Source organism: Streptomyces phaeochromogenes (assembly GCF_001418655.1).
Classification (GTDB): Bacteria; Actinomycetota; Actinomycetes; order Streptomycetales; family Streptomycetaceae; genus Streptomyces; species Streptomyces phaeochromogenes.
Genome location: NZ_LIQZ01000375.1, coordinates 24,210 through 35,942, shown reverse-complemented (window position 1 = coordinate 35,942; position 11,733 = coordinate 24,210). Strand labels below are relative to the sequence as shown.

10 protein-coding genes and 1 pseudogene are annotated in these 11,733 nt (G+C 70.2%); 4 read left to right on the top strand and 7 right to left on the bottom strand.

The window, feature by feature from the left end; all coding sequences use genetic code 11:
* The 4 genes and pseudogenes from AOK17_RS50400 to AOK17_RS38715 all read right to left on the bottom strand — a co-directional run.
* Positions 1-1,468: pseudogene (locus AOK17_RS50400) on the bottom strand (ATP-binding cassette domain-containing protein); the annotation flags it as partial.
* Positions 1,469-1,491: 23 nt separating this feature from the next.
* Entirely contained in the window at positions 1,492-2,376 is an 885-nt protein-coding gene (locus tag AOK17_RS38725; protein ID WP_055617304.1) for an ABC transporter permease, read from the bottom strand.
* Positions 2,373-3,332 carry an ABC transporter permease gene (locus AOK17_RS38720; protein ID WP_055617303.1) on the bottom strand — a complete coding sequence of 320 codons (960 nt, stop codon included), beginning with the start codon at positions 3,330-3,332 and terminating at the stop codon, positions 2,373-2,375. The genes AOK17_RS38725 and AOK17_RS38720 overlap by 4 nt, the downstream gene beginning before the upstream one ends.
* 33 nt (positions 3,333-3,365) lie before the next feature.
* Complete coding sequence (locus AOK17_RS38715) at positions 3,366-5,159, bottom strand: peptide ABC transporter substrate-binding protein (RefSeq protein WP_055617302.1); 1,794 nt, start codon at positions 5,157-5,159, stop codon at positions 3,366-3,368.
* A 241-nt stretch (positions 5,160-5,400) separates the two neighbouring features.
* Between AOK17_RS38715 and AOK17_RS38710 the strand changes: the two genes are divergently transcribed.
* Positions 5,401-6,606, top strand: a complete 1,206-nt coding sequence (locus AOK17_RS38710; RefSeq protein ID WP_055617301.1) for an ROK family transcriptional regulator — start codon at positions 5,401-5,403, stop codon at positions 6,604-6,606.
* A 55-nt stretch (positions 6,607-6,661) separates the two neighbouring features.
* On the top strand, positions 6,662-8,167 hold the full coding sequence (locus AOK17_RS38705; protein WP_055617300.1) for a M81 family metallopeptidase: 1,506 nt from the start codon (positions 6,662-6,664) through the stop codon (positions 8,165-8,167).
* Between the two features lie 68 nt (positions 8,168-8,235).
* Here AOK17_RS38705 and AOK17_RS38700 read toward each other — a convergent pair whose 3' ends face one another.
* The 3 genes from AOK17_RS38700 to AOK17_RS38690 all read right to left on the bottom strand — a co-directional run bounded on the left by AOK17_RS38700 (position 8,236) and on the right by AOK17_RS38690 (position 10,301).
* Positions 8,236-9,051 carry an SAM-dependent methyltransferase gene (locus AOK17_RS38700; protein WP_055617299.1) on the bottom strand — a complete coding sequence of 272 codons (816 nt, stop codon included), beginning with the start codon at positions 9,049-9,051 and terminating at the stop codon, positions 8,236-8,238.
* 121 nt (positions 9,052-9,172) lie between these two features.
* Positions 9,173-9,385 (bottom strand): DUF397 domain-containing protein, encoded by a 213-nt coding sequence (locus AOK17_RS38695; protein ID WP_055617307.1) that lies wholly within the window; start codon positions 9,383-9,385, stop codon positions 9,173-9,175.
* 40 nt (positions 9,386-9,425) lie between these two features.
* Positions 9,426-10,301 (bottom strand): helix-turn-helix domain-containing protein, encoded by an 876-nt coding sequence (locus AOK17_RS38690; protein WP_055617298.1) that lies wholly within the window; start codon positions 10,299-10,301, stop codon positions 9,426-9,428.
* A 376-nt stretch (positions 10,302-10,677) separates the two neighbouring features.
* On the opposite strand from AOK17_RS38690, the gene AOK17_RS38685 reads away from it, so the two are divergent.
* Together AOK17_RS38685 and AOK17_RS38680 are read left to right on the top strand one after the other, a co-directional pair.
* Positions 10,678-11,271 carry an ATP-binding protein gene (locus AOK17_RS38685; RefSeq protein WP_079053523.1) on the top strand — a complete coding sequence of 198 codons (594 nt, stop codon included), beginning with the start codon at positions 10,678-10,680 and terminating at the stop codon, positions 11,269-11,271.
* Positions 11,249-11,728 carry a hypothetical protein gene (locus tag AOK17_RS38680; RefSeq protein ID WP_055617296.1) on the top strand — a complete coding sequence of 160 codons (480 nt, stop codon included), beginning with the start codon at positions 11,249-11,251 and terminating at the stop codon, positions 11,726-11,728. The genes AOK17_RS38685 and AOK17_RS38680 overlap by 23 nt, the downstream gene beginning before the upstream one ends.
* The last annotated feature ends 5 nt before the right edge of the window (positions 11,729-11,733 follow it).

The following is an 11,733-nucleotide window of genomic DNA, read 5'->3' as shown; positions in this document are numbered from 1 at the left end:
CCGCTGCCGCTGCCCGCCGGACAGCTCGCGCGGCCCGCGGCCCGCCAACTCCCGGGGCAGCCGCACCCGTTCGAGCACCTCCGCGACCCGCTCCCGGCGCTCGGCCGCCGGCATCCCCCGGCGGTGCACCCGCAACGGCTCGGCGACACACTCCGCCACACTCATCCGCGCGTCCAGCGAGGCCACCGGATCCTGCAACACCACACCGACCCCGGACAGCAGCGCCCGGCGCGCCCGCCCCCTCACCCGCCGGAGATCGACACCGAACAGCGACACCGCCCCGGCGGAGGGCGCCACCAGCCCGAGCGCGACCCGGGCCGCCGTCGACTTCCCGGACCCGGACTCCCCGACGAGGCCCAGGGTTTCCCCGGGCCGTACGGTGAGCGAGACGTCGTGGAGGGCCTGCACGGCCCGCGGCCCACGGCCGAACCGCACGGAGACGCCGTGCAGTTCGACGACCGGGGCTCCGGCGGGGGTGTCGGGCTCGGCCACGGCTTCCGGCCGGCCGCGGTGGGACGCGACGACCGCGGGCGGGGGCACCGCCTTGCCGCCGACCGCTTTGCCGTCGGCCGCAGCGTTGCCGACCGTGCCGCCGTCCGACCGCCCCGCCACCGCCTACCGCCCCGCCGCGCGGCCCAGGCACGGTCGCGCTGCCCACCGCCGCGACAGCCAACCGCGGCACAGCCGCCAACAGCCGCTTCGTGTACTCGTGCGTCGGCCGCAGCAGAACCTCCTCCACCGGGCCGGTCTCCACGATCTCCCCGTCCAGCATTACGGCGACGCGGTCGGCGAAGTCCGCGACGACGCCCATGTTGTGGGTGACGAGGAGGACGCCGGTGCCTGAGTCGGCCGCGAGTGCCCGGAGCAGGTCGAGGATCTCGGCCTGGACGGTGACGTCGAGCGCGGTGGTCGGCTCGTCGGCGATCAGGAGGCTCGGGGAGTTCGCGATCGCCATGGCGATGACGACCCGCTGGCGCTGTCCGCCGGAGAGCTGGAAGGGGTACGCGGACGCCCGCTTCTCCGGATCCGGGATACCGACCCGGCGCAGCAGTCCGACCGCCTCTCCGGCGGCTTCGCGCGCGGAGACCGGCCGGTGGTTGCGTACGACCTCCGCGATCTGCGCCCCGATCCGGGTCAGCGGATCGAGGGCGGTCGCGGGCTCCTGGAACACCATCGACACCGTGCGCCCCCGCAAACCCGCGAGAGCGGTCTCGGCGGAGCCCACGACGTCCGTGCCGTCGACCGAGGCCCGGCCCGACACCCGCGCGGTCCCCGGCAGCAGCCCCATCGCGGCGAGCGCGACCGTCGACTTCCCGGACCCGGACTCGCCGACCAGCGCCAGCGTCTCCCCGGGCCGCACGTGCAGCGACACCCCGCGCACGGCGGGCACGTCACCCGTCTCCGTGGAGAACGTCACCCCGAGGTCCTCGACCTCCAGGATGCCGCCCGTACTGCCCGTACCGCTCATGCCGCTCGTCCCCGTCGTGCCCTTCATGCCCGCCCCTTCACGTCGAACGCGTCCCGCAGCCCGTCCCCGACCGCGTTGAACGCGCACACGACGAGGATGATCGCGAGGCCCGGCGGCACGATCAGCCACCAGCGCCCGGAGTACGCGGCCGTCAGCCCGGCCGACAGCATTCCGCCCCAGTCGGTCGACGGCGGCTGGACACCGAGTCCGAGGTACGAGACGTACGCGACGAGCAGGATCGCGTCGGCGACCTGGAACGTCGCCGCGACGACGATCGTCGAGACCGAGTTCGGCAGGATGTGCCGGAAGATCGCCCGCCCGTGCGTGCCGCCGATCGCGCGGAGCGTCAGCACGTAGTCGCGGCTCTTCAGGGTGAGCGTCTCCGCCCGTACGAGCCGGGACGGGACGAGCCAGGACACGAACCCCAGGATGAGGATCAGGCCGAGCGAGTCCGGGGTCGTGATCGCCGAGACGACGAGCAGGATGAAGAGAGCCGGGATGGCGATCCCGGCGTCCACGACCCGCATCATGACCGCGTCGACCCAGCCGCCCGCGTACCCGGCGACCGCGCCCCACAGTGTCCCGATGACCGTCGCGAGGAGCCCGGCCGCGAGCCCGACGAGCAGCGACACCTTCCCGCCGAACATCAGCCGCCCCAGCTCGTCGTGCCCGACCGCGTCGGTGCCGAGCCAGTGCGACCCGCTCGGCGCGAGGTTCACCTGGGTGAGGTCGGTGTGGGTCTGGTCGGTCGAGTACACCAACGGGCCCACGAAGCAGAACAACAGGAAGAGCACGACCACCAACAGCCCCGCTACAGCGAGCCTGTTGCGTGCGAACCGCCGCACGGAGAGGCGGTATCCGGTGGCCAACTCCCGCGTGGCCGCCTCGGTCTGGAGTACGGCACTCATGTCCGGCCCGCCTTCACACGAGGGTCGATGATCCGCTGGACGACATCGGCGAGCAGCGTGCCGACGACGGTCGCGACGGAGATGACGAGCACACAGCCGAGCAGCACCGGATAGTCCGAGGACTGCGCCGCGCTCCAGAACAGCAGCCCCATTCCCGGGTAGTTGAAGAGCTGCTCGACGACGAGCGCACCGCCGAAGAGCACGGGCACGTAGTAGCCGAGCATCGCGACGACGGGCGTGAGGGAGTTGCGGAAGACGTGCCGCCACAGGATCGCGCGTGGCCGCGAACCGCCGGCCCGCGCGGTCCGTACGTAGTCCTCCTGGAGGTTCTCCAGCGTCGCCGCCCGCATGTACCGGCTGAACACGGCGACCATCGACGCGGCCCCCGCGACCACCGGCAGCACCAGGGCGCCCGGCTGCGCGAACACGTCCGCGAGCGTCTCGCCCTGGGGGGCCTGCGAGGGGAACCAGTCCAGCCACTGGGTGAACACGAGCACGAGCACAAGTCCCAGGAAGTACACGGGAGTCGCGTACGCCACGAAGCTCAGCGTGGTGATGACGTAGTCCACCGGCCTGTTGCGCCGCACCGCCTGCCACATGCCGAGCGGGATCGCCAGCAGCAGCCCGACGAGCGCGGACAGCACGGTCAGGACGAGCGTCTTGGGCAGCCGCTGCTCGATGAGCTGGAAGACCCCCTCGTTGAGCGTGTACGAGGTGCCGAGGTCGCCCTGGAGCAGCGTGCGCAGGTAGTAGAGGTACTGGACGGGAAGCGAACGGTCCAGGCCCTGCTCGTGGTTGAAGGCCGCGATCTGCTGGGCCGTCGCCTGCGGGCCGAGGATCCCGCGTGCGGGACCCCCGGGCAGCGCGTGCAGCAGACAGAAGACCACGACCGTGACGATGAGGATCACCACGAGGGCCTGCAGGACCCGCCGGGTCAAGTAGGTGAAGGTATCCATGAGTTGGGTCCGGGCCTCAGCCGTTCCAGGTCCTCACTTGGTCCACTTCCACTGCGCCGGGTGGAAGTTGGCGAGCGAGTCCTGCGAGAAGCCGCCGAGGCCGTTCTTGACGACGGAGATCTGGTAGTCCGGCGCCGGGAGCCAGATGACCGGCAGGTCCTTCGCGAGGGCCGCGCTGTAGTCCTGGACCTCCTGCGACGAACTCGACGTCGTGGACGCGGTGATCAGCTTGTCGACGTCGGGGTTCGAGTAGTTGCCGAAGTTCGAGCCGCCCTTGGTCTGGAACAGCGAGTCGCCGGTCGGGAAGGCGTTGAAGTACCAGCTGCCCGCGGTGCCGAAGAACGACAGCTGCCACTTGCAGATCGGCTGGCCCGAGGTGCACTGCGGGGTCTGCGAGAGCACCGAGTTGACGGGCGCGGTCTTGATCGAGAACTTGATGCCGGTCTTCTCCAGCGAGGACTGGATCGAGCTCATCATGTTGTCGGTCACGGCCGAGCCGGACTGCGACAGCACCTGCATCTCGAACTTCGTTCCCTCGGCGACGCCTTCACCGCACTGCGCGTCCCCGGTCCCCGGGTCCGTACAGACCATGACCCCGCCCTTCTCCTGCCAACCGTGGCCGGTCAGCAGGGACTTGGCCGCCGAGGTCGAGAACGGGTACGGGTTGTCCTTCTGCACCTGCGAGACGAAGTCGGACGCCTGCGCCTGCGGGACCGGGCCGTAGCCGGGCACGGCCGTGCCGTTGAAGATGACCTTCGCCAGGCTCGTCTGGTCGATCGACCGCTGGACCGCCTGACGCGCGTACAGCTGCTTGAACACCGCGCCCATGGCAGGGTTGTTGAAGTTGTACGGCATGTAGGTGATCGCCCAGCCGGACCACGGCTCGACCGTGTATCCCTGCGCCGTGAACCGGTCCTTCTGGTCGAGGTCGGTGGCCTCGATGTAGCCGTAGTCGACACTCCCGGAGCGCAGCGCGTTCTTCTCGGCGTCGGCCGTCGTGAAGGGGAGCAGGTTCACCGTCGCGATGTTCGCCTTCTCACCGCCGTCGTACTTCTTGTTGGCGGCCAGCACGACCTTGCCGGACGTGGCGAACGACTTGACCGCGTACGGGCCGCTGATGGTCTTCCACAGCGTGTCCTTGTCGTAGCGGGAGATGTTCTTCGCGGCCGAGTTCAGATACGTCCAGACTTTCTTCGCGCCGGCGGCGGTCCGGTCGGCGTCGGACACCTTCGCGGAGGCATCGGCCTTGTCCCACACGTGCTGCGGCAGCGGAGTGATCTCGCTGAACTGGTTCGCCAGCATCCACTGGGAGTTGTAGGCCTTGTCGAAGGTGATCGTGAAGTGACGGTCGTCGACGGTCTTGAACGAGGTCCAGTTGTCCGGCGCCTTGCCGGGGTTGTAGCCCGCCCACTCCGCCTTGTTCGCCTTGATGAGGTTGAACCAGAACTCGACGTCCCGCGAGGTGATCGGCCTGCCGTCGCTCCAACTGCGGTCGCCCAGCGTGACCTTGACGCTCTTGCCGTCGGCCGCGAAGTCGGCGGCCGTGGCGATGGACGCCTTCTTGTTCCAGGCGATCTTGCCGGTGGAGCCGTCGTAGGCGACGAGCCGCTCCCACAGACTGTCGGCGATGGACCGGTTGTTGGTGTTGAGGTGCGCGGCCGTACCGATCGGCAGGATCCAGTTCGGTGTGAAGTTCGCGGGCAGCGCGTAGTTGATGGAGTCGGGGGACGCGGACGACGTGTCGTTCGTCCCGGAGCAGCCCGCGAGCAGCAGTGTGCCCGCCGAGACGACGGCACAGGCGACGAGCGTCGTGCGAGCAGGGGACATGGCTCTCCTCAGGTGAACAAGGGCTCAGGGTGCGCGAGGCCGGACACGAGGCCGGAAATGAACGGCGGTGTTCGGCGGAGCCAGTCAACGACCGGAAGGTTCGAAGAAACAGGCGGCCCGCTGTAAAAAGTCTGTTACTGCTGTTCTGGAAAAAGTCGCGTGAGGGACATACGGGCATACGCTCGTCGCTCTGGCCTCCGGATTTCCCCGGCTTTCCCCAACCCTGGGAGTTACTTCGTCCATGTCTGAAAAAAGTGCGGGACACCGGAGGGGCGTCACGGGCGTCTCCTCGCTGGCCGAGCGCGTCCTCGAACTCCTCGCCTCGGGGCAGGCGTCGACCCGCACGGAACTCGCCGCTCTGCTCGGTGCCGCACCCTCGACGATCTCGCTCACGGTCGGCCAGCTCGTGGCGCACGGACTGGTCGCCGAGCAGGGCACGCGGTCCTCGACCGGCGGGCGCCCGCGCAAGGTGCTGCGCCTGGGCGGGAGCGAGGGGTTCGCCGTCGCGGCCGACCTGGGCGGACGGCACGCGCGGGTCGGGGTCGTCCTGCCGGGCGGTGGGTTCACCGAGGTCTCCACCGTGCCGTTCGCGACGGCCGAGGGACCCGAGACCGCGCTGCCCGCACTCGCCGAGACGCTGGAGACCCTCGCCGGGCGGCGCGGCCGGGAACTGCTGCGCGGCGTCGGCCTCTGTCTCCCGGGCCCGGTCGACGTCGTGGAGGGCGTCGTCACCCTCCCCTCGCGCATGCCCGGCTGGAACCGCTTCCCCGTCCGGGACTGGCTGGAGGAGCGGTTCGGCGTTCCGGCCGCCATCGAGAACGACGCCAACTGCATGGCCGTGGGCGAGCACAGCGTCCAGCCCGCCGAGCGCCGCCAGTCGATCATGGTGAAGATGGGCTCGGCGATCGGCGCGGGGGTCATCGCCGACGGGAAGCTGTACCGCGGCGCGACCGGCGCCGCCGGCGAGATCACCCACGTACGGGTCGAGGCGGGCCACGACATCCCCTGCTCCTGCGGCAACACCGGCTGCCTGGAGACCGTCGCCTCGGGCGCCGCGCTCGTCCGGATCCTGCGCGAGCGCGGCCTGGACGTCGCGTCCATCGAGGACGTCGTACGCCTCGCCTCCGACGCCGACCCGGAGGCCACCCGCGCCGTCCGCCAGGCCGGCCGCTACCTCGGCATGGTCCTGTCCGCGAACGTCAACTTCTTCAACCCCGACGCCGTGTACCTCGGCGGCCTCCTCTCGACGCTCGAACCGTTCGTCGCCGCCGTCCGCAGCCAGCTGTACGAGGGATGCCACCCGCTGGTGACCAAGCACCTGGTGATCGAGCGGGCCGGCCTCGGCGCGGACGCGGGCCTCGTCGGCGCGGGCCAGTTCGCCCTCCAACGGGCCCTGGCGAACGCCCTCCAGGCCGTCACCGGCGCCGTAGCCCCCGCCCATCACTGACCACCGACAACCGCCACCGTGCAAGTCCCCGACACCCACCACCGTGCGAGGAGCCATGCCACAACCGCGTACCCCCGTCGCCCGTCCCGTGATCGCGATCGCCGGGCTCGGCATCGAGTCGTCGACGTTCTCGCCGGCCCGGACCGGGGCCCCCGCCTTCCACCCGCAGCGCGGCACGGACGTACTGACGCGCTATCAGTTCCTCGCGCCCGGAACGCCGTTGAGGAACGCCGCCGATTGGCGCGGCGCGCTCGTCGGCAAGGCCCTGCCCGGCGGTACGGTGACGGCTGCCGCGTACGCCGAACTCTCCGGCGAACTCATCGCGAGGCTGGGGGAGTTGGGGCACCTCGACGGCCTCTGGTTCGACATCCACGGGGCCATGACGGTGGAGGGCCTCGACGACGCCGAGGCGGACCTGCTGGCCCGCGTCCGGGAGACGGTCGGCCCGGACGTCATCGTGTCCACCTCCATGGACCTGCACGGCAACGTCTCGCGCGAACTCGCCCACCTGAGCGACCTGATCACCTGCTACCGCATGGCCCCGCACGAGGACGCCATGGAGACGAAGGAACGGGCGGCCCGCAACCTCGTGGACCTCCTCACCAGCGGCGCGCCCCGCCCGGTCAAGGCATGGATCCCGGTGCCCGTGCTCCTGGCGGGCGAGCAGACCTCGACCCGCATCGAACCCGCGAAGAGCGTGTACGCGGCCGTCGACGAGGTAGAGGCCACCGAGGGCGTCACGGACGCCGCGATCTGGGTCGGCTACGCCTGGGCGGACGAGCCGCGCAACCGGGCGGCGGTCGTCGTCACGGGCCCGTCCCAGCAGGCGGTCACGGCGGGCGCCGAACGCCTGGCGCGCGGTTTCTGGGAGGCACGGCACGACTTCGCCTTCGTCGCCCCGACGGGCACGCTGGACGACTGCCTGGACGAGGCGCTGGCCGCCACCGCGGAGAACCGCCCGTACTTCATCAGCGACACCGGCGACAACCCGACGGCGGGCGGCGCGGGCGACGTCACCTGGGGGCTCGAACGGGTGCTGGCCAGGCCCGAGTTCAAGGATCCGTCAGGACCGACGGTCATCTACGCCTCGCTCCCCGGCCCCGCCGCCGTGGAGACGGCGGTCCGGGCGGGCGTCGGAGCGACCGTCACCGTCACGGCGGGCGCGGAGGTCGACGACCGGCACGCCGGCCCGCTCACCATGACCGGCACGGTCCACGCGATCCGCCACGGCGACCCGCACGCACAGGTGGAGGTGGTGCTGCGCGTCGGCAGCGTGCATGTGATCCTCACCGCGCTGCGCAAGCCCTACCACCACGAACACGACTTCACCGACCTGGAGTTGTCACCCCGCAAGGCCGACATCGTCCTCGTCAAGATCGGCTACCTGGAACCCGAACTCTTCACCATGGCCGCCGACTGGAAGATGGCCCTCACCCCCGGCGGAGTCGACCAGAACCTCCACCGCCTGGGCCACCACCGCATCAACCGCCCGATGTACCCGTTCGACAGAGGGATGCCGACCCCGGACCTGACGGCGAGAGTCATCCCCGCGCCCCGATAGGGGCGCGGGGAACTGCGCGACCTAGCAACAACCGACCCGCAGGTATCAAACGGTCAGCCAGCGGAGCGCTACGGCTTACGGGCAACCGCTCCGTACATCGCGATGTCCTCGTCCCGAATCCCCTCACCACTCGTGGCATCCGGGTGCCACTTGTGGACCTGGACGATGCCGGGCTCGACGAGTTCGAGGCCCTCGAAGAACTCGTCGGCCTCGTCGATCGTGCGCAGCCGCATGGGCATGTTCCGCGCCGCGTACTCGCGGGCGACCCGCCCCACGTCCTCGGGCGCGAACTCGGCGGTGCCGATGGACATCGCGAGGTAGCTGCCGGAGGGGAGGGGCTCCAGGAGGCGGCGCACGATGCCGACCGCGTCGTCCTCGTCCAGGACGAAGTGGACGATGGCGATCACGGTCAGCGCGACCGGCTTGTCCAGGTCGAGCGTCTCGCGGAACTCGGGGGAGTCCAGCACGGCCTCCGGGTGCTGGAAGTCGGCCTCGATGTACGCCGTCCTGCCCTCGGGGCTGCTGGCCAGCAGCCCCTGGGAGAGGGTGAGGACGATCGGGTCGTTGTCGACGTAGACGACCCGTGACTCGGGGGCCACCGACTGGACGATCTCGTGGAGGTTCGGCGAGGTGGGGATGCCGGTGCCGATGTCCAGGAACTGGCGTACCCCCGCCTCCTTCGCCAGCCACGCCACCGCGCGGTTCATCCAGTCGCGGTTGGCCTTCATGTGGATCGGCAGGGCGGGCCACTCCGACGCCATGGCGTCGCCCGCCTCCTTGTCGGCCGGGTAGTAGTCCTTACCGCCGAGGATGTAGTCGTAGATGCGCGCCGAGTGGGCGTTCTCGGTGTCGATGCGGTCGGCCGGCCATCCGTTTTCGGGCAAAGCCGCCCCTCCTGTCAAGTCGTCGGGTTCGAAGTCAACGCTCAGGAAAATCAAGGGTGTTGATCAAAGCAGGAGTGTTCAGGAAACCAGGGAAGTCTGTGCGCGGGAACAAGGGGGTGCCTCAGAACAGGAAGTCGGCGGCACCCGCCTTCACACCCGCCAGGAAACTCGTCATCTCGCGGGGCGTGAAAACCAGCGCGGGGCCGTCGGGATCGGTCGACTGGCGCAGCGCGACCCGGCCGTCGCCGAGCTTCTTCGCCTCGACGCAGGCGCCGCCCGCGTCGTCGCTCCACGGCTTGTACCAGCCGCGTGTGCCGAGTTCCCGGGACGGCATGCCGTTGCGTATGTGTCCGTCGCGTATGTGGTGGTGCACGTCAGAGCTCCTTGCGAATCGCACCGAGGAGAGCCTCGGTCTTTCTGGCGGGCGTCGCCTGCGCGCCCAGCCGGTCCAGAGCCTCGCGATAGACCAGGACGTCGTCGTCCTTGTCCAGATAGACAGCGCCCACCAGACCGTTGAGGTAGACGATGTCCGGCAGTTCGCGTGCCCGGAACCGGAAGAGATGGAAAGCCCCCGCCCGCATCGCCGGATGCGGTCCGTTCTTGAACGGCATGATCTGCAATGTCACTTGGGGTAGCGAGTTGACCGCGATCAGATGGTCGATCTGGGCGCGCATCACCTCGGCTCCGCCGACCGGCCAGCGCAGCACGGTCTCGTCCATCACGATCCACACGCGCGGCGGCGAGGGACGCGACAGCAGCTCCTGGCGCCGCATCCGCAGCGCGACCCTGCGCTCCGTGGCCTCGGTCGCGGCGTGCGGATTCCCGGCGCCCAGCAGGGCCCGGGCGTACTCCTCGGTCTGCAGCAGACCGTGCACGAACTGGGCCTCGTACGCGCGGATCTGCAGCGCCGCCTGCTCCAGGCTCAGATAGGCCGCGAACCAGTCCGGCAGCACGTCACGGTAGGTGTGCCACCAGCCGCGCTTGTTCGCCTCACGGACCGATTTCAGGAAGGTGTCGATCTCCTGCTGGTCCGTCACGCCGTACACCTGGAGCAGTTTCTCGGCGTCCGGGAGCCTGAGCCGGGCCACCTTGGCGGCTTCCATGCGGCGGATCGTGGAGTGGCTCACCCCGATCGCCGCACCCGCCTGCTCGAACGTCAGTCCGGCGCGATTGCGCAGCTCCTCCAGTTGCCTGCCGAGGATCATGCGCAGGACGGAGGGCGCGCCGCCCCAGTCGGTTTCAGCGGTCACGGCTTACCCCCTCACAGCGGGTTCGAGGTCGCAGTCTGTCACGATCATCCGTTCGACGGGGGAAGCATGCACCGTGCGAATTGCAATTTTCAACTTGTCGGTTGCGGGGTGTTGTTGGCAGGTGTCACAGTGGGGCGTACCGTCCTGGTCCGGTGAACGGCGAGACGACGCAGCCAAGTTGGGGGAGAACGGGCTGCGCTTCGTCACCGTGCGCATCGGGTTGTACGCGCCTCGCGGCGGAACCGGATCAAGCGGTACCGGCACTGGTCCGACCCCCGGTGCGAAGGCAGACGAAAGGCGAACGGCGATGGCTCCGCCCTCCCTCCCCAAGCCATTGGGCCGACTGCCCGCGAGCGAACACCCGCACAGAGCGGGCGTGTTCGGACTCTCCCCGACTCCCGCCTCGGTGGGCGTGGCCCGCAGGAACGTGCGCGAACTGCTGAGTGAATGGGGCGCGAGCCCCGAAACTTGCGACAACGCTGTCCTGGTGACCTCCGAGCTGGTCACCAACGCGCTGACGCACACGGCGAGCGAGTGGATCGTCTGCAGACTGCGCACCGCGGGCGGCCGGCTCCACATCGAGGTCGAGGACCAGAACCGCGGCCTGACGCTTCCCGCACAGCGCAGTGCGGGGCCAGACGACCAGGGCGGCCGTGGACTGATGCTCGTCGGCATGGTCAGCAGCGACTGGGGTGTCAAGGACAGCGCGAACGGTTCCGGGCGCGTCGTCTGGGCCGTGCTGCCCTCCCAGCCGGTGCCGTCACCGCCGGCCTCCTCCCCGCCGGTGTCGCTGCGGTCGGTGCCGCCGCAGCCGACGTCGTCGGAGTCACGAGAACCCGCCTCCGCCGGGCGCGCACCCCTCACGCACGAAGCCGTCTCCACCGGGCGCGCGCCCAGCACGCACCTCACCCGGCCCAACCCCCACTCGGCCGAAGGACACCTGCCTCATGGAACTCCAGCACGCCCCTGAACCGCGACCGCGCACGTACGGCTCGCGGCTGCGCCCCTCCGCCACCTTCCCGTCCGGTGACCCCGGCCGTCTGGTCATCCCCGCTCAGCTGCGCGCCGGGCTGGGCTGCGACGCCGTGACCACGTCCCGGGAGCACGGCGAACGCATCATGGACTCCCTGCCCCGCGTGGGCTGTGTCTTCGCCGACGACTTCGAGGGCGAGGAGCGCTGGTGGTGGATCGTCCCCTCCGGCTCCCACATAGGCGTCACCTGGCCGCCCTCCACGACGTACACCGTCGGCGCGCACCTGGCCGACCCGTCCTGGACACGCGCCCGCCGCGGCCCCTGGGCCGACCGGCCCCGGCTGATCCACAGCCCCGCGGGAGGCTCGCCCTACACCCCGCCGATACCCCTGTACTTCCTCACCTGCCGCCTCGCGGGCAGCGTCCCGAGCTGGTCCCTGGGCGCGGCGGACTGAACCAC

Excerpts from the sequence above, each read along its gene's own strand:
- AOK17_RS38725 (WP_055617304.1), bottom strand. The coding sequence starts at position 2,376 with ATGAGTGCCGTACTCCAGACCGAGGCGGCCACGCGGGAGTTGGCCACC.
- AOK17_RS38720 (WP_055617303.1), bottom strand. The coding sequence starts at position 3,332 with ATGGATACCTTCACCTACTTGACCCGGCGGGTCCTGCAGGCCCTCGTG.
- AOK17_RS38715 (WP_055617302.1), bottom strand. The coding sequence starts at position 5,159 with ATGTCCCCTGCTCGCACGACGCTCGTCGCCTGTGCCGTCGTCTCGGCG.
- AOK17_RS38710 (WP_055617301.1), top strand. The coding sequence starts at position 5,401 with ATGTCTGAAAAAAGTGCGGGACACCGGAGGGGCGTCACGGGCGTCTCC.
- AOK17_RS38705 (WP_055617300.1), top strand. The coding sequence starts at position 6,662 with ATGCCACAACCGCGTACCCCCGTCGCCCGTCCCGTGATCGCGATCGCC.
- AOK17_RS38695 (WP_055617307.1), bottom strand. The coding sequence starts at position 9,385 with ATGCCGTCCCGGGAACTCGGCACACGCGGCTGGTACAAGCCGTGGAGC.
- AOK17_RS38680 (WP_055617296.1), top strand. The coding sequence starts at position 11,249 with ATGGAACTCCAGCACGCCCCTGAACCGCGACCGCGCACGTACGGCTCG.